This is a genomic window from Pseudomonas sp. IT-P2 (assembly GCF_949767575.1).
Classification (GTDB): domain Bacteria; phylum Pseudomonadota; class Gammaproteobacteria; order Pseudomonadales; family Pseudomonadaceae; genus Aquipseudomonas; species Aquipseudomonas pharyngis.
Map to the genome: position 1 here is coordinate 165,211 of NZ_CATKQA010000011.1, position 25,003 is coordinate 190,213.

Annotated in this window: 26 protein-coding genes and 1 tRNA gene; 15 read left to right on the forward strand and 12 right to left on the reverse strand. The window is 61.2% G+C overall.

The window, feature by feature from the left end:
- The first annotated feature begins 4 nt into the window (after positions 1-4).
- From ACM6JM_RS07530 to ACM6JM_RS07555, 6 genes are all read left to right on the forward strand, one after another.
- Positions 5-1,561 (forward strand): sugar ABC transporter ATP-binding protein, encoded by a 1,557-nt coding sequence (locus ACM6JM_RS07530; protein WP_414881585.1) that lies wholly within the window; start codon positions 5-7, stop codon positions 1,559-1,561.
- The gene (locus tag ACM6JM_RS07535; protein ID WP_074690783.1) at positions 1,554-2,579 is read left to right on the forward strand and encodes an ABC transporter permease; all 1,026 of its coding nucleotides are present in this window, start codon (positions 1,554-1,556) and stop codon (positions 2,577-2,579) included. The genes ACM6JM_RS07530 and ACM6JM_RS07535 overlap by 8 nt, the downstream gene beginning before the upstream one ends.
- Before the next feature lie 31 nt (positions 2,580-2,610).
- Complete coding sequence (locus tag ACM6JM_RS07540; RefSeq protein ID WP_074690784.1) at positions 2,611-3,666, forward strand: substrate-binding domain-containing protein; 1,056 nt, start codon at positions 2,611-2,613, stop codon at positions 3,664-3,666.
- Positions 3,667-3,675: 9 nt separating this feature from the next.
- On the forward strand, positions 3,676-4,341 hold the full coding sequence (locus ACM6JM_RS07545; protein WP_103386228.1) for a sulfite oxidase-like oxidoreductase: 666 nt from the start codon (positions 3,676-3,678) through the stop codon (positions 4,339-4,341).
- Positions 4,342-4,731: 390 nt separating this feature from the next.
- Positions 4,732-7,119 (forward strand): TonB-dependent receptor plug domain-containing protein, encoded by a 2,388-nt coding sequence (locus ACM6JM_RS07550; RefSeq protein ID WP_414881586.1) that lies wholly within the window; start codon positions 4,732-4,734, stop codon positions 7,117-7,119.
- Between the two features lie 42 nt (positions 7,120-7,161).
- Complete coding sequence (locus ACM6JM_RS07555; RefSeq protein ID WP_414881587.1) at positions 7,162-8,547, forward strand: APC family permease; 1,386 nt, start codon at positions 7,162-7,164, stop codon at positions 8,545-8,547.
- On the opposite strand, the gene ACM6JM_RS07560 is transcribed toward ACM6JM_RS07555, so the two are convergent.
- Positions 8,523-8,984, reverse strand: coding sequence for a DUF3574 domain-containing protein (locus ACM6JM_RS07560; protein WP_414881588.1), 462 nt, complete (start codon positions 8,982-8,984; stop codon positions 8,523-8,525). The genes ACM6JM_RS07555 and ACM6JM_RS07560 overlap by 25 nt on opposite strands.
- Before the next feature lie 390 nt (positions 8,985-9,374).
- Here ACM6JM_RS07560 and ACM6JM_RS07565 point away from each other — a divergent pair, with 390 nt between their 5' ends.
- Positions 9,375-9,884, forward strand: a complete 510-nt coding sequence (locus tag ACM6JM_RS07565; RefSeq protein WP_074690788.1) for a hypothetical protein — start codon at positions 9,375-9,377, stop codon at positions 9,882-9,884.
- Positions 9,885-9,953: 69 nt separating this feature from the next.
- On the opposite strand, the gene ACM6JM_RS07570 is transcribed toward ACM6JM_RS07565, so the two are convergent.
- The 4 genes from ACM6JM_RS07570 to ACM6JM_RS07585 form a co-directional block, all read right to left on the reverse strand.
- A complete protein-coding gene (locus tag ACM6JM_RS07570; protein ID WP_162130482.1) occupies positions 9,954-10,544 on the reverse strand; it encodes a helix-turn-helix domain-containing protein in 591 nt (196 codons plus the stop codon).
- Positions 10,545-10,597: 53 nt separating this feature from the next.
- The gene (locus ACM6JM_RS07575) at positions 10,598-10,759 is read right to left on the reverse strand and encodes a hypothetical protein (protein ID WP_166673434.1); all 162 of its coding nucleotides are present in this window, start codon (positions 10,757-10,759) and stop codon (positions 10,598-10,600) included.
- A gap of 145 nt (positions 10,760-10,904) precedes the next feature.
- The gene (gene ahr, locus ACM6JM_RS07580) at positions 10,905-11,936 is read right to left on the reverse strand and encodes an NADPH-dependent aldehyde reductase Ahr (RefSeq protein WP_414881589.1); all 1,032 of its coding nucleotides are present in this window, start codon (positions 11,934-11,936) and stop codon (positions 10,905-10,907) included.
- A 54-nt stretch (positions 11,937-11,990) separates the two neighbouring features.
- Positions 11,991-12,233, reverse strand: coding sequence for a hypothetical protein (locus ACM6JM_RS07585; protein WP_414881590.1), 243 nt, complete (start codon positions 12,231-12,233; stop codon positions 11,991-11,993).
- A 163-nt stretch (positions 12,234-12,396) separates the two neighbouring features.
- Between ACM6JM_RS07585 and ACM6JM_RS07590 the strand changes: the two genes are divergently transcribed.
- From ACM6JM_RS07590 to ACM6JM_RS07600, 3 genes are all read left to right on the forward strand, one after another.
- Positions 12,397-13,044 (forward strand): ATPase, encoded by a 648-nt coding sequence (locus ACM6JM_RS07590; RefSeq protein ID WP_236191262.1) that lies wholly within the window; start codon positions 12,397-12,399, stop codon positions 13,042-13,044.
- An 86-nt stretch (positions 13,045-13,130) separates the two neighbouring features.
- Positions 13,131-13,472 carry a hypothetical protein gene (locus ACM6JM_RS07595; RefSeq protein WP_414881591.1) on the forward strand — a complete coding sequence of 114 codons (342 nt, stop codon included), beginning with the start codon at positions 13,131-13,133 and terminating at the stop codon, positions 13,470-13,472.
- 153 nt (positions 13,473-13,625) lie between these two features.
- Entirely contained in the window at positions 13,626-14,018 is a 393-nt protein-coding gene (locus ACM6JM_RS07600; protein ID WP_103387378.1) for a DUF1801 domain-containing protein, read from the forward strand.
- Between the two features lie 51 nt (positions 14,019-14,069).
- On the opposite strand, the gene ACM6JM_RS07605 is transcribed toward ACM6JM_RS07600, so the two are convergent.
- The 3 genes from ACM6JM_RS07605 to ACM6JM_RS07615 all read right to left on the reverse strand — a co-directional run bounded on the left by ACM6JM_RS07605 (position 14,070) and on the right by ACM6JM_RS07615 (position 16,057).
- A tRNA-Gln gene (locus ACM6JM_RS07605) sits at positions 14,070-14,144 on the reverse strand.
- A gap of 229 nt (positions 14,145-14,373) precedes the next feature.
- Positions 14,374-14,580, reverse strand: coding sequence for a hypothetical protein (locus ACM6JM_RS07610; RefSeq protein ID WP_039773079.1), 207 nt, complete (start codon positions 14,578-14,580; stop codon positions 14,374-14,376).
- Positions 14,581-14,719: 139 nt separating this feature from the next.
- Positions 14,720-16,057 (reverse strand): 2-hydroxycarboxylate transporter family protein, encoded by a 1,338-nt coding sequence (locus tag ACM6JM_RS07615; protein WP_414881592.1) that lies wholly within the window; start codon positions 16,055-16,057, stop codon positions 14,720-14,722.
- Between the two features lie 131 nt (positions 16,058-16,188).
- Between ACM6JM_RS07615 and ACM6JM_RS07620 the strand changes: the two genes are divergently transcribed.
- Positions 16,189-17,106 carry a LysR substrate-binding domain-containing protein gene (locus tag ACM6JM_RS07620; RefSeq protein ID WP_414881593.1) on the forward strand — a complete coding sequence of 306 codons (918 nt, stop codon included), beginning with the start codon at positions 16,189-16,191 and terminating at the stop codon, positions 17,104-17,106.
- Between the two features lie 39 nt (positions 17,107-17,145).
- Here the strand turns inward: ACM6JM_RS07620 and leuD are convergent, their stop codons facing one another.
- From leuD to ACM6JM_RS07635, 3 genes are all read right to left on the reverse strand, one after another.
- Complete coding sequence (gene leuD / locus ACM6JM_RS07625) at positions 17,146-17,754, reverse strand: 3-isopropylmalate dehydratase small subunit (protein ID WP_285414062.1); 609 nt, start codon at positions 17,752-17,754, stop codon at positions 17,146-17,148.
- 3 nt (positions 17,755-17,757) lie between these two features.
- Positions 17,758-19,179, reverse strand: a complete 1,422-nt coding sequence (leuC, locus tag ACM6JM_RS07630) for a 3-isopropylmalate dehydratase large subunit (RefSeq protein WP_414881594.1) — start codon at positions 19,177-19,179, stop codon at positions 17,758-17,760.
- A 123-nt stretch (positions 19,180-19,302) separates the two neighbouring features.
- Positions 19,303-19,719 (reverse strand): RidA family protein, encoded by a 417-nt coding sequence (locus ACM6JM_RS07635; RefSeq protein WP_103387375.1) that lies wholly within the window; start codon positions 19,717-19,719, stop codon positions 19,303-19,305.
- 134 nt (positions 19,720-19,853) lie between these two features.
- Between ACM6JM_RS07635 and ACM6JM_RS07640 the strand changes: the two genes are divergently transcribed.
- Both ACM6JM_RS07640 and ACM6JM_RS07645 read left to right on the forward strand, forming a co-directional pair.
- The gene (locus ACM6JM_RS07640; protein ID WP_039773086.1) at positions 19,854-20,801 is read left to right on the forward strand and encodes a LysR family transcriptional regulator; all 948 of its coding nucleotides are present in this window, start codon (positions 19,854-19,856) and stop codon (positions 20,799-20,801) included.
- A gap of 69 nt (positions 20,802-20,870) precedes the next feature.
- On the forward strand, positions 20,871-22,031 hold the full coding sequence (locus ACM6JM_RS07645) for a radical SAM protein (RefSeq protein ID WP_074690795.1): 1,161 nt from the start codon (positions 20,871-20,873) through the stop codon (positions 22,029-22,031).
- Here the strand turns inward: ACM6JM_RS07645 and ACM6JM_RS07650 are convergent.
- Positions 22,013-22,900, reverse strand: a complete 888-nt coding sequence (locus ACM6JM_RS07650; RefSeq protein ID WP_039773090.1) for a LysR substrate-binding domain-containing protein — start codon at positions 22,898-22,900, stop codon at positions 22,013-22,015. The two genes, ACM6JM_RS07645 and ACM6JM_RS07650, sit on opposite strands and share 19 nt — an antisense overlap.
- A 137-nt stretch (positions 22,901-23,037) precedes the next feature.
- Here ACM6JM_RS07650 and ACM6JM_RS07655 point away from each other — a divergent pair, with 137 nt between their 5' ends.
- Positions 23,038-24,090 (forward strand): agmatine deiminase family protein, encoded by a 1,053-nt coding sequence (locus tag ACM6JM_RS07655; protein WP_414881595.1) that lies wholly within the window; start codon positions 23,038-23,040, stop codon positions 24,088-24,090.
- 3 nt (positions 24,091-24,093) lie between these two features.
- Positions 24,094-25,002: an N-carbamoylputrescine amidase gene (aguB, locus tag ACM6JM_RS07660; protein ID WP_414881596.1), complete on the forward strand. Its 909-nt coding sequence runs from the start codon at positions 24,094-24,096 to the stop codon at positions 25,000-25,002.
- Position 25,003: the final 1 nt, after the last annotated feature.

Below are 25,003 nucleotides of genomic sequence, written 5' to 3' on the forward strand. Positions count from 1 at the left end.
TTTTATGAGTGCGCCTGTCGCCGTGGTCTCCGAGCCACTGATTCGTGTACGTGAACTGAGCAAGACCTTTGGCTCGAACCGGGCGCTGGACCGGGTCAGCCTGGATATTTTTCCCGCTGAAGTGGTGGCGCTGCTCGGTGCCAACGGTGCGGGCAAGTCGACGCTGGTAAAGATCCTCGCCGGCAGTCAGGCCCACGATGGCGGCGAGATCCGGATCGATGGCCAACCCCGGCATTTCAGTTCGCCGCTGTCGGCGCGCCGCTTCGGCATCGTCGCGGTTCATCAGCAGATCAACGAGGGCATCGCGCCCGGATTGAGCGTGGCGGAAAACCTGCTGCTCGATGAACTGTGCCGCCCCGACGCTGACTTCTGGCTCAACCGCAAACGCCTGCTGGAACGCGCCGCGAGTATCGCTGCGGGGCTCGGTCTGGTGCTGCCGCTGGAGCAACCGATCGAACACCTCGGCCAGGCCGAGCGGCAACTGGTGGTGCTGGCCCGCGCCTTTGCCCTGCAACCGCGCCTGCTGATTCTCGACGAGCCGACAGCGGCCCTGTCGGATGCCGAAGCGCAGCGCCTGTTCGGGCTGATCGACACCTTGCGCAGTCGTGGTGTGGCGATTCTGTACATCTCCCATCGGCTGTCCGATCTGCAACGAGTGGCCGATCGCGCCGTGGTGTTGCGCGACGGGCAACTGGCCGGTGAGTTCAGTGCCCGGCAATTGCCAGAGGCACTGGAAGCGATGCTCGGGCAGGCGCTGGAGGCTCACGTCTACACACCGCGAGCGGCGGGGCGCGAAGTGCTGAAACTGCGCGACGTGAAAGTCCTGCCGCGCACCCGTGCCTTTGATTTGTCCTTGCACGGAAACGAAGTGGTGGTGCTGACCGGATTGCTCGGCGCCGGCAAAAGCGAGATCGCCGAAGTGCTGTTCGGGCTGCGCAAAACATTGTCCGGCTCTCTGCAACTGGACGGCATCGAGTGGCAACCGGGCTCGCCCCGCCAGGCGATCCAGAGTGGCGTGTTCTTCGCCGCCGAGGATCGCGCGAGCCAATCGCTGGTGGCGGACTTTTCATTGCGCCGAACCCTGACCTTGCCGTTCCTCGAACGCTTCACCCGTGGCGGTTTCATCCGCAACCGTGCCGAAGCGGCGGCGGTGGAGGCGCAAGTCGCAGCGCTGGGAATCAAGACCGCCGGCATCGATGTGCCGATGAGTGCGTTGTCCGGCGGCAATCAGCAAAAAGTCGTGCTCGGCCGCTGGTTGCTTGGCGAGGGCAGAGTGTTGATTCTCGACGAGCCGTTTCAGGGCGTCGATGTGCGTGCCCGGCGCGAGATCGGCCAGTTGTTGCGCGACAGCGCCGCTGGCCGCGCCACGCTGGTGATCTGCTCGGACGTCGATGAAGCGCTGGAGATCGCCGACCGGATTCTGCTGGTGCGCGATCACGCGGTGGAGGCCGAGTACCCGCGTGCCGGGCTGGATCGCGCCACCCTGGTCGCCGCGCTGGCCGGCAACGATCCGCAAAATTCTATTGTTCACGCCGCGCCAAGGAGTAGAGCGAGTGCCTGATTCGAGTTCCCTGTTGTCATCCGCCCCAGCGGCGTCCGAGCGCTTCGTGCAAGCGCTGATCCGCTACGGCCTGCTGTGGGTGCTGGCGTTGATCGTGGTGTTTTTCAGTGTGGCGGAACCGGCGTTCCTGCGCGTTGGCAACCTGTTCAGCATTCTGCAGTCGGTGTCGATTGTCGCGCTGCTGGCCTTGGGCGTGACGCTGACCATGGCCGTGGGCGGGCTGGATCTGTCGATCGGCGCGGTGGCGGCCATGAGCCTGATGATCGCCAGTTACGTGATGGTGGTGCTCGGCTGGGGTGCGGTGCCGGCGGTGCTGATCAGCCTGGCCGGTGGCGCACTGGTCGGGCTGCTCAACGGCTGGCTGATCGTGAAGATGCGCGTGCCGGACATTCTCGCCACGCTCGGCAGCATGTTCCTGGTGATCGGCGTGCAACTGATTCCCACGGGTGGTCGTTCGATTGCGGTGGGCATGACCCTGCCCAATGGCGACGAAGCCGAGGGTTCGTTCAGTGCGGTGTTTCTGGCGCTGGGTCGCGGACGGCTGTGGGACATCGTGCCGATTCCGGTGTTGATCACGGCGGTGGTCGCGGTGGCGGTGTGGCTGTTTCTCGAACGCACGCGCATCGGCCGGTTGTTCTATGCGATTGGCGGCAACGAGCAGGCGGCGCGTCTGGCCGGTGCGCCGGTGCAGCGCTTCAAGTTGCTGGCTTATGTGCTCTCGGCGTTGTTGGCATCGCTGGGCGGATTGTTGTTGGCGGCGCGGTTGGGGCGCGGTGATGTCAGCTCCGGCAACGGTCTGGTGCTCGATGCACTGGGCGCTGCGCTGATCGGTTTTGCCGTGCTCGGGGCGAAGAAGCCCAACGCGTTCGGCACCCTGGTGGGCGCGTTGCTGGTGGCTTCGTTGCTCAACGGCCTGACCATGCTCAACGCGCCGTATTACGCGCAGGATTTCGTCAAGGGACTGGTGCTGGTGCTGGCCCTGATGTTCACCTTCGGCCTCGCGCATCGGGCGCGCTGAGCCGGTTCATTGATGCTTCAAGGAAAGATCCATGCACGGTTCAATCAAGCAGTTCGCACGTCATTGCCTCGCCGGGGCGTTGCTCTCGGCACTGGCCTTCAATGCGCAGGCCAAGGCCTTGCCCGGCGCACCGGCGCCGTTCGATAAAGGTCAGGTACAGATCGCGCTGGTGGGCTATCTGTTCTCCGGGGATTTCCCTGAAGCCTATCTGCGCGGGGTGGAGAAACAGACCGAAGCGCTGGGCGCCAACCTGCGGGTGTTCGACGCGCGGCAGCAGGCAGCCAGTCAGGGCGAGATGATCGATCAGGCCGCCGATCTCGGTGTCGACGGGATCATCGTGCAACTGGGGCTGGCGGAAACCCTCAAAGGGCCGATTGAGCGGGCGCTGGCCAAAGGCATCAAGGTCGTCGCATTCGACGTCGACCTGAACACGCCGCAAGTGACTCAGGTCGAGCAGGATCACCACGCACTGGCGCGGCTGGCACTCGATCAAGCGCTCAAGGACAACGGCACCCGCTTCGACGCCGGGTATGTCTACATCAGCGGCTTCACGCCGATGGAGCGCCGCGACGAAATCTGGAGCCAGGTCAAGGCGAGCAATCCGGGGATCATCGAGAAGGCGCGCTTCGGCACGCTCAATCCGCCGATTGCCAACTCGGTGGCGGATCAGGCCAGCGCCGTGTTGCGAGCCAATCCGGGGATCAGCGTGATTTTTGCGCCGTTCGATGAGTTTGCCAAAGGCGCGAAGATCGCCGTCGATGAGGCCGGTCTGAGCCGCAAGGTGAAGATCTACAGCGCCGATATTTCCACTGCCGACATCCAGATCATGAAAGAACCGGACAGCGCCTGGGCCGCCACCGCTGCGGTCAATCCGCAAGTGGCCGGGGCGATCAGCGTGCGCAGTCTGGCGATGCTGATTGCCGGGGAAAATCCGGGGCACAAGGTGCTGGTGCCGCCGACTCTCATTACCCGTCAGCAACTGCTGGATCTGGACGTGAAAAATGTGCGCGACCTTGGGCAGAAACTGCCGGCCTTCGGTGACACCGCCAACGTCGCGCGGTCGCCGTGGATTCCCGTGGCGAACTGAGGAGCCGACATGCACGACAAGGCTGCGCGTCTGCGCAAGAGCCGTTCGCCGAAAGCCGATGTGGCGTTGGGCGAACGGCTGCCACCGGGGCAGGTGCTGACGGAGCGTTTCCCGATCCTGCACGAAGGCGAGGTGCCGGCGTATGACCTGGCGAAGTGGTCGCTGCGCCTGTTCGGCACTTTGGCCAACCCGGTCGAGCTGACCTACGCCGATCTGCAAGCGCTGCCGCAACGCTCGTTGCAATGCGACATTCATTGCGTGACACGCTGGTCGAAGTTCGACACCCGCTGGAGCGGCGTGCACCTGCAAGACCTGTTGCAGGCCCTGGACATTCGGCCGACATCGTCCTTCGTCATGGCCCACGCCGATCACGGTTACCAGACCAACCTGCATCTCGAAGACCTGCTGCATCCGCACAGCCTGCTGGCCACCCATTACGACGGTCAGCCGCTGACCGCGCAACACGGTTGGCCACTGCGTCTGGTGGTGGCGGGGCGGTACTTCTGGAAGAGCGCGAAATGGCTGCGCGGGCTCGAATTCACCGATCAGGAACAACCGGGCTTCTGGGAGCGCAACGGCTTTCACTTGCATGCCGATCCGTTCATTGAACAGCGTTTCAGTGGTGATGCGCTGGACATTGCCGAAGATGCCTGGCGGGAAAAGGACTTCGACTGACGGCCTCTAACTTCGCTCCGAAAAAAACACACAGATTAATAACGCTCTCTACAACAACGTGGAGTGCGTTTTTGTGCGTGATTAGTTGTTCGTTAGTTGGGTGTTCATGTTGTTGCGCAAACACAAGTGTTGCTCAGGCAACACTCCGTTCGTCGGGCATAACCTAAGCGTTATTGGTTCTTTTGCGGCGTGCGACCGCTCGTCTAGGATCGGTAAACAGGGGGTTCTACTAACTTTGGGGTTCTTGCGCTCTAACAGCCGATAGTTGTTCAACACACTTGGCTGCCTTTCTGAATATCAAAACTACAGCAGAAATTGCCGTGCGCTGATTGCCGACACTTCATGATTCGGCAGCGGCCGGTTATTAACTGCGATTCAAGGAGCTGTCGCATGATTCACCGTTCGCGTTCATTACTCGCCATCGCTGTTGTCAGTGCAATCTGGCAACTTCCTGCACAAGCTGAAGATACTTCTGCGAGCGTCGACGATGACACCCGGCTGGGCACCGTGCTGGTCACCGGGACCCGGGGCACCGCTCGCACGGTGCTGGATTCGCCGGTGCCGGTGGATGTGCTGACCGCCGAGGACCTGAAGACCGCCGGCGCCAGTGGCGGCGAGCTGGGCCAGGCGTTGCAGACGCTGTTGCCGTCGTTCAGTTTTCCGCGCCAGTCCAACTCCGGCGGCGCCGACCATGTGCGTGCCGCGCAGCTGCGTGGGATGAGCCCGGATCAGGTGCTGGTGCTGGTCAACGGCAAGCGCCGGCACACCTCGGCGGTGGTCAACGACTCGTCGAAAATCGGTCGCGGCACGGCGCCGGTGGACTTCAACTCGATCCCGATCAGCGCGATCAAACGCATCGAAGTGCTGCGCGACGGCGCCGGTGCGCAGTACGGCTCCGATGCGATTGCCGGGGTGATCAACATCATCCTCGACGACGCCCCCGAAGGCGGCGAAGTCTCCACCAGCTACGGCGCCTACCACACCCATCAGGACGCGATCGGCAAAACCACCACCGACGGCCAGAACAGCGTGACCACCGCCAAGATCGGCACACGGCTGGGCGAGGAGGGCGGCTTCATTCGCGGCGGCACCGAGTACAAGGATCGCAACCCGACCAACCGCGCCGGCTACGACGGCTTCGCCGACACCCCGGGCCAGCGCAACTATGTGATGGGCGACGGTGTGGCGCGGGACGTCAACGCCTGGTTCAACGGCGAATTGCCGTTGGCCGGCGGCAAGGCCTACAGCTTCGGCACCTACAACGAACGCCACACCACCGGCGCTGAGTTCTATCGCTATCCGTCCGAGCAGCCGCAGTTCTACCCCAACGGCTACTTGCCGCAATCGTTGGGTGACAACACCGACATCTCCGCCACCGCCGGTTACAAGGGCCTGATCGGCGACGACTGGGATTTCGACAGCAGCGTCACCCACGGGCGCAACCGCTTCGAATCGGCAACCCGTCGCACCCTCAACGTCAGCCTCGGCGCGGACTCGCCGACCCGCTTCGACACTGGTGACTATGAGTTGCGCCAGACCACCACCAACCTGGATTTCAGCCGCGAATTGCGCCTCGGCGGCCGCTCGTTCGTGCTGGCGGTGGGCGGTGAATATCGCTACGAAAACTACCTGACCTTTGCTGGAGATGAAGCCTCTTACATCGGTTCCGGGGCCGATGGCGCCAACGGCCTGCGCCCGAGTGAAGAGTCGGATCTTGACCGCAACGTGTTCGGCACCTACGCCGAATTGTCCGGTGATCTCACCGACCGCTTCTTTGTTGATGCCGCCACGCGCTGGGAACATTACGACGACGCCGGCAGCAAACTCACCGGCAAGCTCAGCGGTCGCTACAAGCTGACCGATCAATGGGCGTTGCGCGGTGCGGTGTCGAATAACTTCCGCGCGCCGTCGCTGGCCCAGAGCGGCTTCCAGAACACCACCAGCAACTTCGGCGACGGCGGCACGCTCACCGATATCCGCGTGCTGTCGGTCAACGATCCGATTGCCCGTGCCCTGGGCGCGGAAAAACTCGATCCGGAAACCTCGAAGAACTTCAGCCTCGGCCTGACGTTCCAGTTGAACGAACGCTTCGATGCGTCGCTCGACGTGTTCCGTATCGACGTCAAGGACCGCATCACCCTGTCCCAGCGAATCGGCAGCGACGCGCTGGAAAGCTACATCAATGACAACTTCGGCGTGGCAGGCGTGCACGACGTCAACTTCTTCACCAACGCCGCTGACACCAGCACCGACGGCGCCGAACTGGTGCTCAACTACCATCAGCCGTTCTACGACGGGCAACTGGGCCTGACCACCGCGTACACCTACAACCACACCAAGGTCACCAGCACCAAGGGCACGCCGTCGCAACTGACCGCCTTAGGGATCGGCAACGACGCGCTGGTCGGGGTCGAAGAACGCAACACCCTGACCGACGCCGCGCCCAAGGATCGCTTCGTGTTTTCCGCCAACTGGACCAGCGAACACTGGGGCCTGCTCGGGCGTCTGACCCGTCAGGGCGAAACCACTCGGGTGTTCGATTTCGGCGACTCGCAGCCTGAGCAAACCTACGGCGCGGTATGGCAACTGGACGCCGAGGTGACCTACAAATTCACCCCGAAATTCAGCATCGCCCTGGGTGGCAACAACCTGACCGACAACTACCCGGAACGCTCCGGCTCGGCCATCAACTACGGCGGCAACCTGCCGTACGACGTGCTGTCGCCGATCGGCACCAACGGCGCTTATTACTACGCCACCGCGACTTACGGCTTCTGAGTCTTTTCCGCCATGGATGGCGGATCATCAGCGGGAACCTTCATGACTCAAACCAATGGCCCCAAGCGGCACCTGCCGGTGTTCCAGGCATTGCTGATCACGCTGGGCATGGTCATCACCACCGATATTCTCAAAACCGCGCCGACCGTTGCCTTGAACGTCGGGCCGGAACATTTCTATTGGGTCTGGGTGCTCGGCGCACTGGCGTCGATGGCCGGGGCCTTGTGCTTTGCCGAGATGGCCACCGCGTTTCCGCATCCGGGCGGTGACTATCATTTCCTGCGCACCGCTTACGGCGAGCGCATGGGTTTCCTGTTTGCCTGGTCGCGATTCTCGGTGATGCACACCGGGTGGATCGCGTTGTCGGCGTTCATGTTTGCCGACTACTTCAATGCGGTCGTGCCGTTGGGGCATTACGGATCGGGAGTGTTTGCCGGTGCGATCATTGCCGCGTTGGTGCTGTTGAATCTGACGGGCAAGCACATTGGTTTCATGACTCAGACTGTGTTGGTCGGGCTGCTTGCTCTCGGGTTCCTGAGCATTGCCAGCGCCGGGGTCTGGCTGGCGTGGCAAGGGATCGAACCCGCGCTGCCCAGCGATCCGGTGGTGCCCGAACACACTGGCGCGGCAGGGTTTTCTGCGGCGATGATCTTCGTGTTTCTGGCCTTCGGCGGCTGGAGTGATGCGGCGACGTTGTCGGCCGAAGTGCGCGACGGTCGACGCGGCATTTTCATTGCCATGCTCGGTGCGCTGACGGTGCTGATGGCGATCTATCTGGCGCTGAACTGGGCGTTTGTCCAAGGGCTGGGATTCGAAGGTCTGGCCGCGAGCAACGCGCCGGCGGTGGAACTGTTGAACCGCGCCTTCGGTGCTCCGGGCGTATTGCTGATTCTGTTGATGGTCGGCATCGCGGCCATCGCCACCATCAACTCGACCTTGATGGTCGGCGCCCGCACCACCTACGCCGCCGCCCGTGATGTGCCGCAACTGCGCCGTTTCGGCGAATGGGACGAACGCGACGGCGTGCCGCGCAAGGCGTTGCTGGCGGAGGGGGCGGTGGCGTTGTTGCTGGTGCTGTTTGGCAGTTTTACCCAGAGCGGTTTCAACACCATGGTTGAGTATCTGACGCCGGTGTATTGGTTGTTTCTGAGTCTGAGCAGTCTGGCGTTGATCATTCTGCGGCGGCGTTTCCCCGAGATCCCCCGGCCGGTCAGGGTGCCGTTTTATCCGGTTTTGCCGCTGCTGTTTTCTGGCTTGTGCGTTTACATGTTGTATTCCAGCGTGACAGTGGTGGGGTTGGGGGCGTTACTGGGGATTGGGGTTTTGGTGGTTGGCGGGTTGTTGCTGGCCGGGTTGAGCCGCCTGGTGTCGACACCTCGGCAGACTCTGCAACGGAGCGTAGATCAGAAGGACACCGCCGCCGGCTGAGATAACCGCAGCACCGACAAATCCCCGGTAATCCGCTTGTAAGCCAAACGAATCGCCTCAATGTCACTCTCACGTTTCGCGCTGCTTTCGTGCAGGATCACAATCACCTTGGTCGCCAGCCGCTCGGGTACTTTCGCGTCATGGTCTTTCCACTGCCCATACGCATCGAACACGCTGAACCCGTCCGGGAACCGCGTCGTCACTTCCTGATCGAGAAACTCGCGCCAGCGCGCCGGGCTCACCACACCTTCCTTGCCTTCCAACGGCCCCACCGAGAAATACAACTCGGTGCGCACCCACTGCGCCTGCGCCGGCCGCGTGGCATCGCCCTGCAGGGTCGAACTGGCGGGATCTTTGGTATGCACGGAAACCGGAGGAGGGCTGGCACACCCGGCGACCGCCAGGAACAGTGCTGCCAGTACTAAACGTTGCGGCATGGAACTTCCTTATTGTTAAGAACTGTCCCGAATTATAGAGGGGACGGTTAATAGCAATAAAAGATTAAAAAATGGATCGCTACTGAACTAATGGAATAAGCAAACACAGTGAAAATAATGCCCGCTGGTTAGAACGATTATTTCTTTAAGTTATTTGCTTGGCGTTGGATCGCATATCTATTGCATTCAAAAACCTGCTCCCGCATTTGCCGGATCTGTCATGGCGTCTACTCTGCTGCTGCAACGGTTCAAGTCGCACGGAACGCTGCACTTGAAGCGTTTGAACAGCAGTTTTTGCTGCTCGATGGACAGCTTGTTGCGGATTTTTCAATCCTTAGAATCGGCTCCATCAACTTCTCATCCAGTTCTTAATCCTCAGGGAGCTACACCATGATGAACGCCATGCAGATGCAAATGCCGATGAACGCCAACATGCCGATGATGCCGATGACGGGCATGCCGATGATGATGGCGACCATGAGCTGCGACATGATGGACGACGGCATGATGTGCAAGATGATGCCGGCCGCTGGCATGGACATGGCCATGTTCAAGAACAGCGCGCAAATGATGCAGATGATGATGGACTGCGGCATGCCGATGATGATGCATTGCGGCAACATGAGCATGATGTGCATGTCCCCGGCGGCCATGGCCATGCCGATGATGAACATGATGATGCCGATGCCGATGATGGGCATGCCGATGCCATCGATGAAGTGCGTGATGGAATGCACCATGATGGCCGACTGCATGATGTGCAAAATCATGCCGATGCCGGGCATGAACATGGACATGATGAAAAACTGCTGCGCCCTGATGATGAAAATGATGAACGACTGCAGCATGCCGATGATGATGAGCTGCAACGGCATGCCGATGATGTGCTGCACCTGCTGATTTCCGCCAGTGCATGAAAAAGCCCGACCGGGGAATTCCCGGTCGGGCTTTTTCATGTCTGTCTGTTTGTCAGTCCAGGCGTTCGGGGTAGGTCACCACCAGATACGCCACCGCTTCACTGTCGGCGGGGTTGCGGTAGCGGTGGGGCTGGTCGGCGTAAAACAGGATCGAGTCGCCTGTCGACAGCAGATAACGCTCGTCGTTGACGCTGATCTCCAGCACGCCCTGAGCCACCACCAGGTTTTCCTGCACGCCCGGGCCGTGGCCCTCGGATTGATCCTCGCCCAGCGGGCTCAGGCGCAGTTCGTAGAATTCCGACTGGCGCGCCACATCAAAGGGAAATAGCGCGCGGCTGACAAAGGCACCGCTGGCGCTGACCAGCCGCTTGCTCTGGCTCGCCGACAACACGGCCACGCCTTCGAACGCGCGATGTTCGAGAAACGCCGCCACCGACACCTTCAAACCCTTGGCGATTTTGCACAGCACCTTGATCGACGGCACGCTGCGCCCGGATTCGATCTGCGCCAGCATCGCCCGACTCACGCCGCACTGGCGGGCGAGGGCATCGAGCGACAGGTGCCGCTTGCCGCGCAGACGTTGCAGGTTCTGCGCGACACGTTCACAGATCGGGTCTTCTTCCAGGGAATCAAGGTTGTTCAGGTCCAGCACAGGTTCATCGGCGCTCGCCAGAAAGCGCGAGGGTTCACGCGCGTTCACGCTTGACGCGTCTCGCCGGAACGAGCGGCCTGCACCCACTGGTAAGCCTGATAACCGGCATTGCGCGCATACATTTCCCACATCAGCCGGGCCTGTTGCTGGGCGTGGCGGCGTTTGCGGTAGACGGCGAAGTCGATCAGGTTGTCAGTCGGTTTCATGGCGCACTTCACTGTGTTCAATGACGGGATGAGGTGAGAGTACGCCGAGATTTTTATAACGATAAATACTGATTGTTTATTTATTAATTCAATTGGGTTCTATATGAAATGATTGGCGCGCCGATGCAACCGGCGCGCCAATCCTTCATTTGCTGGCGTTCAACACAATCCGGTACCGCGCCTTGCCGCTGCGCAGATGATCAACAGCCTCATTGACCTTGCTCATCGGAAATTCCTCTACCTGCGGCAGGATCTGATGCCGCGCGCAGAATTCCAGCATGGTCGTTGCCGTGGCGGGCGAGCCGACCGGGGAGGCTGACAGGGATTTCTGTTGAGGAATGAGGTTGAACACGTGTACCGGAATCGCGTCGGGCACGATGCCGACGAAGTGCAGCCGGCCCTTGCCGCGCAGGGTGGCGAGCATGGCCGTCCAGTCGAGGTTGGCGTTGGCGGTGATCAGCAGAAAGTCGAGGGTGCCGGCCATCGCTTTCAGCGCTTCGCTGTCGGTGGAGGCGACGACCTTGTGGGCGCCGAGGCGCTTGGCTTCGTCCTGTTTGCTCAGGGAAGAGGTGAACGCGGTAACGTCGCATCCCCAGGCATTGAGAAAACGCAGCGCCAAATGGCCGAGGCCACCGATACCCACCACGCCGACCCGGTCGGTCGGCTTGATGTCGAATTCCACCAGCGGATTGAAGACCGTGGAGCCGGCGCAGAACAGCGGGCCGGCGAGGGCCGGGTCGAGGTTGTCCGGAAGCTTCAGCGCCCAGGCCCAGTGAGTGCGCAGTCGATCGGCGAAACCGCCATGGCTGCCGATGATCGTCGGTTTGGCGGTGGCACAAAGGTGATGGGAACCGCCGATGCAGGACGAGCAATGCATGCAACTGCCCTTGTACCAGCCGATCCCCACGCGCTGACCGACCTCCAGACCACGTACCTGCGGGCCTGTGCGCACGATGCGGCCGACCACTTCATGGCCGGGAATGAACGGGTATTGGCTGATGCCCCAGTCGTTGTCGATCAGTGACTGGTCGGAGTGGCAGACGCCGCAATATTCCACGGCGACTTCGACTTCCTCATCCCCCAGCGGGCCAGGGTCGTAACTGAAGCGCTCCAGCGGCGCGCCGGCCGAGGTGGCGGCCCAGCCGGTGAATGTCGTGGGTTCGGTGTTATTGCTCATGGGACACCTCCAGGTCTGGCGCTGCGGGCGCAGCCTGAAGAGTCTAGCGTGTCATCAAGCGGGCGCTAGCCAGGTGTTCAGCACGCGTCGATCCAGTTCTTCCCAATCTGCCATGCCCAAAACGCGCGTGGTGTTCAGGCCGCGTAAATAGCCGCGCAGCTGATAGGCGACGGCCCGCACTGATTCGGAATCGGCAACGTTCTGGCCCAGGACCGTTTCGTATTCGACAAGGTATTCCGCCACGCGGTCGCGGAATTCGGGCACGACGGCATCGCGGATCAGATCAAAGGTTCGCACGGGTAATCCTCATCTGTTTTCGTTGTGATTGAGTGTGCCGCAGTCTGCACGCCGCGCAACTATCGGTTCAAGTAATAGTGACCATCAAGAAACGCAAGTTCTGCTTTGGTGCCGATGGGCGGAAAATCGCCTCCATCGAACACGCCGCTGAAGGAATTGCGCGATGAAGACTTTGAACCGACTGGCTGTAGTCGCCCTGCTGATGGGCGGGGTGGCCGCTACCGTAGCCCCGGCTTACGCAGACGACGCCAAGTCGTGCCATTTTCTGCCCGTCGCCGCCAGCAGCGCCGCGCTGCAGCACTCGCAAACCGTCGGTGTGCTGTACAGCGAAAACACACTGGACAACCTGCAATACCTCGAGCGTTACCACGATGTGGCGGTGAACGGTGCCAAGGATGCGCTCGATGCGCGGATCCGTGACGCCTTCGTCGACAGCTCCGACCCGGAACTGGCCATCGACTGGCTGATGAGTTCGCTGCAACAACAGTTTCTCTCGGTGACCGTCTACGAAAACCTTGATGCGCTGGTACAGGCCCATCCGGACGTGGTGGTGATGCTCGACACCCACAACCGTCTGCTGACCCAACGCAACAGCCAGGTCGAAGCGCGGTTCGCCGCACGCTTCTACGACGCCAACCTGCAATACATCGGCAAGGCCGAGGGCGCGGTGGAGAAGCAACTGCCGTCGGTGTGGGTACACAACAAGGCGGCGCCCGAAATCGCTGCAGGGATCGAACAGCAACGCGATCTGCAACTGAGTGCCTTGAAGCAGTTCGATGACTCGCTCAAAGCCCTGGTGAGTGCAGGCTGAACACCCAAATCAAAAACGGCAACGGCAGTGCCCGTGACACTGAACGTTGCCGAAGAACCGAACCGTTTATTTTCAGGATTTTATCCATGCGTACCTTTTTTATCCCTGCCATGGCTTCTGCCATTTTGCTGCTGACCGCTTGCGCCTCTGCGCCGAACGATCCGACGCTGACCTTGCAGACGCACAAGACGCCCGCCCAGTACGCCGAATGCGTGGTGCCGAAACTGCAGGGCAGTGCGCTGAATCCGACCGTGTCGCAGACCCAGCGCAGCTACCGGATCGTGGTGCCAAGCAAGGTGGCGGCGGACAACGTTCTGGAAGCCTACAAGGCGCAGGACGGCGGCAAGGTGTTTTTGTATGAGCGCCACTTGCTGGCGTCGAGTTTCATGCCGTCGAGTTTTGAACGGGCTGCCCAGGAGTGCCTGTAACGCCTGACGGTTAACGCTTTTGACGATGCTCCTTTGGTTGGCCGCAACCAACCAATTCCTTTGCCCCGCACCTTGCGGGGCTTTTTTTGCCCGGCGTTTGGCGCAGTCGGCGCTACGCTGGATAGCGGAAAAGGTTTTCGGGAGTACAAGGATATGAAGAAGGGCAGCAGCGGCGCGGCGACCGAGAATCCCTCTGTGCTGATCGACGCAAGAATCAAGGAACTGAACGACTGGCGCGGCCAGAAGCTGGCCGAGATCCGCGCGATCATTCATGAAGCGGACCCGGAGGTCGTCGAAGAGTGGAAGTGGCGCGGCGTTCCGGTCTGGTCACACAACGGCATCATCTGCACCGGGGAAACCTACAAGGCCGTGGTGAAAATGACCTTCGCCAAAGGCGCGGCGCTGGAGGATCCGTCAGGACTGTTCAACGCCAGCCTGGAGGGCAATACCCGGCGGGCGATTGATATTCACGAAGACGACAAGATCGATGCAAAAGCTCTGAAAACGCTGGTGCGTTCGGCGATTACGTTGAATTCAAAGAAGTGATTTGCCGTTGAGGCAGAGATAAAACGGAGGAGGGTGAAACGAGGAAGAAAATGGCAGGGGCGGCTGGATTCGAACCAACGCATGGCAGGATCAAAACCTGCTGCCTTACCGCTTGGCGACGCCCCTGAAGCTATTGGTTTCAGTCCCGGGAGGACCTCTGCAACAGTGGGCGGCACTTTACCAGCGCTCTTGCGATCTGTGAACCCCTGAAACCAATAAATTTCAGGGAAAACAGCTACTTATTTCCCGGACGGTATTGTCGCCCAGGTTTTTCGGGCTTTTCAGCGATTGCCAAGAAAACCGGCGCGACCGCTGTAGCCCGAAAACCTGGCAAAGACCTGCCTCGATGAACCGATCAGTTGCCGTCTGCAACCTTGCGTTCGATTTCGTCGACCTTGCGTTGCAACTCCTCAGCGTCCTGCTCCTTGGTGCGGGTCGACGAGGGCGTGATGACCTCATCCACGCCGCGGGTCTTGTCGTCCGGGTCCTCAAGATCGCGTTTCACCACATCGACCGGTTTGCCGGACGTATCCGTGGCTGGGGCTTTGCTGTCGTTGTTCATGGCACTGACCTCCGTTGGCTTAAACGTTGGATGCAGCGCTCTGGCGCGAGTTCGAGTTTTTTAGCGGCAACCGTGCGGAAAACTGCGGAGCCGGGTTGATGAACCGCCGGTAGCTCACCGGCAACAAGCCGATATTTGTTCAGGCGACAAAACCCAGCAACAGCGTCGCCAGAATCACCGTCGAAGCGCCGCCGATCCGGGTGGAGATCTGGGCAAAGGGCATCAGTGACATCCGGTTCGACGCCGACAGGATCGCGACGTCGCCGGTGCCGCCCAGACCGCTGTGGCAGCAGGTCACGATGGCCGATTCGATGGGGTACATCTTCATCAGGTTGCCAATGAAAAAACCGGCGACGGTCATCGACACCACCACGCTGAGGCACACCAGCACATAGCCGATCGAAAACACCTTCACCACGCTGTCGAGCGGCACATACAGCATGCCCAGGCCAATCATCACCGGCCAGATGAAGGCGGCGGAAACCAGTTTGTAGAAAGACTGCGCGCCTTTTTCCAGCTTCTCCGGCAGCACGCGCACGTATTTGAACAGCACCGCCGCGAGGATCATTATCACCGGACCCGGAATCCCGACGACCTTTTCCAGCAAGCCGCCGAGGACGAAGAAAGTGCAGATCACCAGCACCCCGGCGCCCATGACCCGCAGGTCGATGGCGGTGGCGGACTCATCCTTGACCTTGAATTTATCGTTTTCGGCTTTCGCCCGGATCAGCGCCCCTTCACCGTTGATGGCCGGGCGTTTCAGTGCCAGTCGTGCCAGGTAACCGGCGCAGATGATCGCTGCAATGTTGCCGACCACGGCCGCCGGGACCAGTTGCGCGACGTAGATGTCCGGCGTGCCGCCGAGGATCGCCGAATAGGCCATGGACAGCGGCAGGATGCCTTCGCCGATGCCGCCGCCAATGATCGGCACGATGATGAAAAAGAACGTGTGGTAGACGCTGTAGCCGGCAAGCTTGCCGACAATCAGCCCGCTCGCGACGGCGGCCAGGGTGCCGGCCAGCAAGGGGATGAACATGCGGATCATGCCCTGGACCAGAATGAACCGGCTCATGCCCAGGATGCTGCCGACCACCAGGCTGGCGATCACGAAGTACAGGAAGTTGGCTTCCTTCATCAGCATTTTGGTGGCGTCGATCGTCGGTGCGCCGAAGAAGCCGTAGAACACCAGCACCGATGGCAACATCAGGCACAGGATGGCGCCGCCACCGATTTCCCGCAGGATCGGCAGACGCGAGCCCATCTGGCCGAAGAACACGCCCATGGTCATGATCACGGCCAGTCCACCGATCATGTTCTTCGGCAGAAAGCCGAGGTGGGCTGACAGAAACACGATCACGGCGATGCCGAGGAAGATCGGCAGCGGGATCACGCCGATCTCATAGGTGCGCAGGCGCTGGATGAAGCCGCCGGCGCGCGGGCCGTCGACGTTCAGGGATTGCTCAAGGGAGTCGCTCATGACGCATGTCCTCATGTTTGTTTTTATCGAGGATTGACGGGAAACCACGGTGCACCGGGCTCGGGTGGCGAGGCGGTGATTCGATGGTATCCTTCGCAAAATGCGTGATAAACAGCGGAAGCATGCGGCCTATGAACACGAATCGTGACCAATTTCCCTTGCCCGAAGACCTCAAGGTGTTCCTCACCGTCATCCGCAAGAACAGCTTTGCCAGCGCCGCCGACGAGTTGGGCTTCTCACCGGCCTACGTCAGCAAGCGCATCTCGGTGCTGGAAACCACGCTGACGACCAAGCTGTTGCACCGCACCACCCGGCGCATCGCGCTGACCGACGATGGCGAGCGGGTGCGGATCTGGGCGGAGAAACTGCTGGGGGATTTCGATCAGTTTCTCGGCGAGATTTCCCAGGCCCGGCACCAGCCGGCGGGGTCGCTGCACATTTGCAGCAGCTTCGGTTTCGGCCGCAATCATGTGGCGCCGGCGATCAGCCAGTTGTCCCGGGCATGCCCGAAACTCGACATCCGGCTAGACGTGTTCGACCGGGTGGTCGATCTGGTGGGCGAGGGCTTCGACCTGGAAATCCTCGTCGGCGATGATCTGCCGGGCCAGCATCTGGCGCGCAAACTGGTGAGCAACCGGCGCGTGCTGTGCGCCACGCCGGAATACCTCGAACGCCGGGGCACGCCGCAATCCCTTGAAGACCTGAAAGACCACGATTGTCTGGTGCTCAAGGAGCGTAACAATGCGTTCGGCATCTGGACCCTGAGCAAGGACGGCCAGGAAGAAACGGTGCGAGTGAATGGCCCGTTGTCCTCCAACAGCGGCGAGATTGTGCTGGAGTGGGCCTTGAGCGGCGGCGGGATTCTGTTGCGCTCGATGTGGGACGTCAAACCGATGCTCGAGCAGGGCAGGCTGGTGCAGGTGCTGGACGGCTACACCCAGAGCGCCAACGTCTGGGCGGTCTATCCGACCCGGCTCAGCGAGTCGGCGAAATTGCGGGTGTGCGTGGAGTTTCTGGAGGAGTACTTCCGCGATTTGTCCGTGGAATGAAAACGGGCGGTTCAATGAACCGCCCGTTTTTTTTTGCCATCAACCCAGCCAGGGATTGTCCGCCAGATGCCGTGTCTCGAAGGCGCGGATCTGCTCGGTGCGTTGCAGCGTGGTGCCGATGGCGTCCAGTCCCAGCAGCAGCGATTGTTTGCGCAACTGATCGATCTCGAAGCCGATCAGCGTGCCGTCCGCCAGCTCGATGGTTTGCTGTGCCAGGTTCACGCTGATTCGCGCGGTTTCCGGGACGCTGATCGCCTCGGCCACGCGCTTGAACTGCGCGTCGCCCAGCTGAATCGCCAGCACGCCATTGCGCTGGCAGTTGTCGTAGAAAATCCCGGCGAACGTGGTGCCGATCAAGGCCCGGATGCCGACTTGCTTCAAGCCCCACACCGCATGCTCGCGGCTGGAGCCGCAGCCGAAGTTGGGGCCGGTCACCAGAAACGCCGCGTCCTGCCAGGCCGGCTGGTTGAGCACGAATTCCGGGTTGGGTTCGCCGGAGGCGAGAAAGCGCAGATCGAAGAACAGCCCGCGATCCAGCCCCTGACGATCGATGCCCTTGAGAAACTGCTTGGGCATGATCACGTCGGTGTCGATGTTGGACGCAAGAAACGGCGCGGCACTGCCGCTGACGGTGTCGAAAGGTTGCATGGTTCAAGCCTCCAGCGCGACGGTGCGCACGTCAGTCAAATGGCCGCTGATGGCGGCGGCGGCGACCATCGCCGGGCTCATCAGGTGGGTGCGCGCACCGGCGCCCTGACGGCCTTCGAAGTTGCGATTGGTGCTCGACGCACAGCGATCACCCGGCGCCAGCACGTCGTCGTTCATCGCCAGGCACATCGAGCAACCCGATTGCCGCCACTCGAAACCGGCGTCGAGAAAAATCTGCGCCAGGCCTTCGTCCTCGGCTTGATTGCGCACCAGGGTTGAGCCGGGAACGATCATCGCCCGCACATGGGCCGCCACACGCTTGCCGCGCACCACGCGGGCAACGTCGCGCAAATCTTCGATCCGCGCATTGGTGCAGGAACCGATGAAGGCATGGCTGATCGTCACTTCGTTCAATGGCATGCCGGGTGTCAGGCCCATGTAGTCGAGGGCGCGCTGCAGGCCCTGGCGCAGGATCGGATCGGGCTGGGTGGCCGGGTCCGGCACGTGCCCTTTGATCGGCGCGGCCTGATCAGGGCTGGTGCCCCAGGTCACCATCGGCTCCAGCGCGGCGACGTCGAGGATGACTTCGCGATCAAACACCGCGCCCTCGTCGCTGTGCAGGGTTTTCCAGCGCTCGACGGCCTGCTCCCAGACCTTGCCCTTGGGCGCACGCGGCTTGTGTTGCAGGTAGGCGAACACCTTGTCGTCCGGTGCCATGAACGCACCCCGGGCGCCGGCCTCGACGGCCATGTTGCAGATAGTCATGCGCGCCTCGACGCTGAGGGCGCTGATGGCCGGGCCGGTGAATTCGATGGCGTAACCGGTGGCACCAGACGCACCGATCTTCTCGATCAGCGCCATGATGATGTCCTTGGACGTAACACCTGCGCCCAGCTCACCGTTGACCGTCACCCGCAGGGTTTTCAGGCGTTTGTAGACCAAAGTCTGCGTCGCCAGCAGGTGTTCGATTTCCGAAGTGCCGATGCCGAAACCGAAGGCGCCCAGTGCGCCGTAAGTGGTGGTGTGGCTGTCACCGGCCGCGACCACCATGCCCGGCAAAATGAAGCCTTGTTCCGGCGCCACGACGTGCTCGATGCCCTGGCGCTTGTCCAGCACATCGAACAGCTCGATGCCGAAATCGCGGCAGTTTTCTTCGAAGTACGACACCTGCCGCGCGCCCCCGGCGTCGGGCATGGTCGCGATGCGTTTCGGTGCGGTGGGGTTCACATGATCGACCACCGCCAGCGTCGCCGCAGGCCGCCACACCGTGCGCCCGGCCTCGCGCAGGCCGCTGAAGGCTTGCGGGCTGGTGTATTCGTTGGCGACCTGGCGGTCGATGTAAAGCAGCACGTGGCCCTGATCGTCGAGGGTGCAGACGGTGTGACTGTCGATGTGCTTCTGGTACAGCGTTCTCGGGCTGGGCATGGCTTGCGCTCTTTTCTGTCCGGGGCAAAAAACAACATGAGGACAGAATATTGATCGCGGAAACGGCATCAAGAGCGCTTCAGTGAAGCCGTTGAACACGGATTGTGAGCAATTGCCGCAAGCCTACGCCCGTGTCTCCTCCGGCAACCTGGCAATCACCTTGATCTCGAACTGAAACCCATACAGCCACGTCACGCCGACCGCCGTAATGGTCGGATGCGGCGCCTCGCCCCAGAACTCGGGCACCACTTCCCAGATGGTTTCAAAGGTCGATTGCGGATCGACCATGAATACCGTCACGTCCACCACGTCGTCGAAGCTGCCACCGGCCGCGCCGAGAATGGCGTTGAGGTTGGTGAAGGCCAGTCGCACCTGTTGTTTCAGATCGGGTTCCGCTGAGCCGTCCTCAAGGCTGCCGACCTGGCCTGAGACAAACAGAAAACCGTTGGAACGAACCGCCGGGGAATAACGGTTGCGCTCGTAAAGCGCATGGCGTCCGGGCGGGAAAACCACATCGCGTTTTGGCTGGGCGTTAGTCATGGGGAGTCTCCTTCAATGAGTTGAAAACCTGCGATGGAGAAACTTTAGGGACTTGCCTCGGCGTGATAAACGCGCAACCTTGGCGTTCACTGTTTGCAAATCCCAAACAATCGAGCCGCTAACAGAGGTGGTGTATGGACCGTTTTGACGCGATGCAAGCCTTCGCCCGGGTGGTGGAGGCGGGGAGTTTCACCAAAGCCGCCGAGACGTTGCACATGAGCAAGACCACCGTGACCCAGCTCGTCCAGCAACTGGAGGCGCGGCTGCGAGTGAAGTTGCTCAATCGCACCACGCGCAAGGTCAACGCCACGGCGGACGGCGCGGCCTATTACGAGCGGGTGATCAAGTTGCTGGCGGACATGGACGACGCCGAGACCAGCCTTCCCGGCGCTGCGGCCCAGCCCAAGGGGCGCTTGCGGGTCGACGTACCCAGCCCCCTGGCCAATCTGATTCTGGTGCCGGCGCTGCCCGAGTTTTACGCGCGCTACCCGGAGATCCAGATCGACATGGGCGTCAGCGACCGGATCGTCGACATCATCGATGAAAACGTCGATTGCGTTATCCGTGGCGGCGAGCTGCGGGATCAGTCGCTGATGGCCCGGAAGGTGGCGGATCTTCAACTTGGCGTGTACGCCGCGCCGAGTTACCTGGCCCGCGCCGGCACCCCGATGCATCCCCGGGAGCTGGAAGACAGCCATCATCGGGTGGTCGGTTTCCTTTGGGCGCGCACTGGCAGGCCAGTGCCTTATACCTTGCGCAATGCCACGGAGAACCTGCTGATCAAGGGCCGGCATGTTCTGGCAGTCGATGATGGCAACGCCTATCTGGCCGCAGGCCTTGCCGGTCTGGGTGTGCTCTGGCTGCCGCGCTACATGTCGGCGGTGCACGAGGCCCGCGGTGAGTTGGTGGCGCTGTTCGAGGGTTGGGCGCTTGAACCGATGCCGCTGTACGTTGCGTACCCGCCGAACCGGCATATCAGCCAAAAGCTGCGGGTATTTATCGATTGGATCGTGGAATTGATGGCCACGCATGCCAATGGCGCGGAACTTGCTGGCGGCGCTCTCGGACTGTCAAAAAAATAGCGAATAATGGCAATCACAAAAGTCGACAGTCTGGATGCACCGCTATTCACCCCAGGAGCGTCACTCGCAATGAATATGTACATCGATATTGTCGGCGCGTGCAATTTGAGCTGCCCTTCGTGTCCGATGGGTAACTCGGAAAACGTCAACTTCAAGAAAGCCATGCAAGTTGACATGTTCAGGAAGATCGTCGAGAAGGCCCGCAGCGAAGGGGTCGAGGCGATTTTTCTGTATAACTGGACCGAGCCGTTGATCCACCCGCGAATCGGCGAGTTTGTCGAAATCATCAACGCGGCCGGTCTGCGCAGCGGTATCAGTTCCAACCTGAATCTGGCGAAAAACATGGAGACGGCGATGCTCGCCAATCCATGGTTCTTCCGTATCTCGCTGTCCGGGTTTTATCAGCAGACGTACGAACAGGGACACGTGGGCGGCGATATTGAAGTCGTCAAGGCCAACATGATCAAACTGCATGAGCTCAAGCAGCAACATGGCTTGAACACGCGGATCGAGGTCTATTACCACCGCTACCTGGACAACATGGAAGAAGAAGGGCTGATGCGCGAATTCAGCCAGAGCCTGGGCTTCCAGTTCTCGACCGGCTATTCAGTGATGATGCCGCTGGAGAAGACGCTGGCGCTGATCGAGCGCGACCCGTCGGTGACCGATACTGATCGCGAGACCCTGCAGCGACTCGCGCTGCCACCCTACGACGATCTGGTCAATCTGGTCCGCCAGTACCCTCAGCAGGCCTGCACGCTCAAGGATGACTGGCTGGTGCTCGACTGCAATGGCAACACCATCCTGTGTTGTTCGATTTTCAATCAGACCGAATATCAGGTCGGCAAATACCTGGACATGCCGCTGGCGCAACTGACCGAACGCAAGTCCACCCAGTCGAACTGCATCGACATGTGCAATCGCTGCGCGAACAACGGATTGCACATCTACTCGGCACACTCCAATCGGGGACCGCTGGAAAGTCACGCCGTCAACCGGATCATCGATTTCCAGCGGCGCACTATCATGGGGGCGCCGGTCGAGAGCGACAAGCTTGGGCGCAATGGCGAAGTCAGTGCCGAGAACTTCGACGAAGCGCAATACCTGCATATGAATCAGGACGTCAGGAATGCGATTTCCACGGGTGCGTTCACCAGCGGTTATCAGCATTACGTACTGTTCGGTCGACTGGAAGGCCGGCTCGGCGCAGGTCATTTCACGGCGGTCTGAACCTGCGGATCGGGTTCTGCCAGCTGAGTTGTCAGCCATTGACTGAAGCATCGCGCCATCGGGTCGTTCTCGCTGTCGCGGTGCGTCAGCATCGCCCAGTTCGGGCCGCGAATGGTTTGCTCCACCAGTGGCTGCAACAGCCCGTTTTGTTGCGCCTGCCGGCTGAGCAGCTGACTGACCAGCGCAATCCCCAGACCTGAACACGCCGCATCCAGCAGCAAGCCGGGATCAGAGAAATTCAAACCTTGATCCTGCTGGCCGACATCGATTCCCGACTCCACCGCCCAATGGCTCCAGTCCATTTCCCGCTCGCCGTGCAGCGTGGTCCGCTGCGCGCTCGGCACGCTTAACAAGCTCGGATGACACGCGGGGTAGAGGCGGTCGGCATGCAGCACCTTGAAGCTGCATTCAGCCTGCGAACTGATGTCGTCGCGCACCGCTAGATCGATGGTCTGGGTCGCCATGTCCGGCACTTCATCGGTGCTGAAAATCCACAGATCCACCTTCGGATGCTGACGGCGGAAATCCCCCAGCCGTGGCAGCAACCAGTGCCGGGCAAACGCCGGCGTGGTGTTGAGCACCAGTTGATTGGGTTTCTGGTACTGCCCCAGCCGCCGGATGCCCACCGACAGTTGCTGCAGCATGGCCTGGGTGGTGCTGAGCAGATCGTGGCCGGCGTCGGTCAGGCTGACACTGCGCCCGCTGCGGAAAAACAGCGGCTGTTCCAGGTACGCCTCAAGGCTGCGGATCTGCTGGCTGATGGCCGATTGCGTGAGGCTCAGTTCCTCGGCGGCCTTGTGAAAACTGCCCAGCCTTGCGGCGGCTTCGAAGCCGCGCAACGAGCTGAGGGGTGGCCAGTGTTTCAGCATGATCGATAAGTTCCTCTAATCAGTTTTCCGCAAAATCCATCGTTTGTTTGCCCTTCAGGCCGCCATTAGCATGCATGTCAACGCCGCCAAGGCTGTTTTCATTGAACACAATGGCTTAACTCAAAGGGCTTTTTACCATGCAGCAGAACAAAAACAACAACAGCGGTTGGATGATGCCGGCAGAGTGGGTGACGCATGCGGCGACCTGGATGGTCTGGCCCCACAATCAGGCCCTGTGGGAGTCGGGCTGGGGCGTGACCTTGCCGTTGGTGCAGGAAGATTTCGCCCGCGTCGCCAACGCCATCGCCCGGTTCGAACCGGTGAAAATGGTCGTCGATCCCTCGGCCATCGCCCGTGCCAAAGCCTTGTGCGGGCCGAACATCGAACTGATTCCGCTGGCGGTCAACGACAGCTGGTGCCGCGACTCCGGCCCGAGCTTCGTGGTTCACTCGGAACAAGGTCTGGCCGGGGTGAGCTGGCGTTTCAACGCGTGGGGCGGCAAGTCGGCCCATGATCTGGACGAAAGCCTGGCCCGCCGCGTGCTCAATCACTTGGGCGGCGAGTGCTTCGGCACCGCGCTGAGTAACGAGGGCGGCGCGATTCACGTGGACGGCGAGGGCACGTTGATCACCACCGAATCGGTGCTGCTCAACCCCAACCGCAATCCCGGCGTGAGCAAGGCCGAGATGGAGGAGATCTTCAGCCGCCTGCTCGGCGTGAAGAAAACCATCTGGCTGCCGGGCGATCCGGATTACGTCACCGGCGACATGACCGACGGCCACGTCGATGGCGTCTGCGCCTTCGCCCGTCCCGGCGTGTTGCTGGTGGACGCGACTCACGATCGCAGCTCGGTGTACGCCGAAGTGGTGCGGGAAAACCGTCGCGCATTGGAGCTGGCCACCGACGCTCAGGGCCGCAAATTCGAGCTGATCGAGTTGTATGAAGCCACCGATGCCGTGGACACCGAAGCCGAAGTGTTCTGCGCCTCGTACACCAACTTCTACATCGCCAACGGCGCGATCATCATGCCGGCGTACGGCATCGAGGCCGACCATGTCGCGGCAGAAACCTTGGCCAAGGCATTCCCGGGGCGCGAAGTGGTGCCGGTGCAGATCAATCACCTGGCCCATGGCGGCGGCGGTGTGCACTGCATCACCCAGCAACAGCCAGCCTGGCCGGTGGAGGGTTGATCGATGACGTTGCTGAAAGTCGCCACTACCCAGATGCCGTGCACCTGGGACCTGAAAAGCAACCTCGATCGCGCCGAGCAGTTGGTGCGTGAAGCGGCCGCGCAGGGCGCCCAGGTGATCCTGTTGCAGGAGCTGTTCGCCACGCCGTATTTCTGCATCGAGCAGAGCCATCAGCACATGGCGCTGGCCGAGGAGCACCGCGACAGTCAGGTGCTGTCGCGCTTCGCCGCGCTGGCCCGTGAACTCGGCGTGGTGCTGCCGCTGAGCTGGTACGAGAAGGCCGGCAACGCCTACTTCAACTCCCTGAGCGTGGCCGATGCCGACGGACGCCTGTTGGGCGTGTACCGCAAGACCCACATCCCCAACGCCATCGGCTATCAGGAGAAAGAATATTTCAGTCCCGGCGACACCGGTTTCAAAGTCTGGGACACCGCGTTCGGCCGCCTCGGCGTGGGCATCTGCTGGGATCAGTGGTTCCCGGAAACCGCGCGCTGCCTGGCCTTGATGGGCGCTGAAGTGCTGTTGTTCCCGACCGCCATCGGTTCGGAACCGGGCTGCGCGGATCTGGATTCGCGGGACCACTGGCAGATGACCATGCGTGGCCACGCCGCTGCCAACCTGCTGCCGGTGATCGCTTCCAACCGGGTTGGCCGCGAAGTGGCGGGCACTGATGCGGCGCTGCAAATGAATTTCTACGGCTCGTCGTTCATCTGCAACCACAAGGGAAAAATGCTCGCCGAAGCCGATCGCGCCAGCACCGGCGTATTGGTGCAAAGCCTGGATCTGGCAGCCATGCGTGAAGATCGCCTGAGCTGGGGCATCTACCGCGACCGTCGTCCGGAAATGTATGGCGCTTTGCTCAGCCAGGACGGCCGTCACCTTAACGCCCGCTGGAATCCCCAAGGAGTCTGAT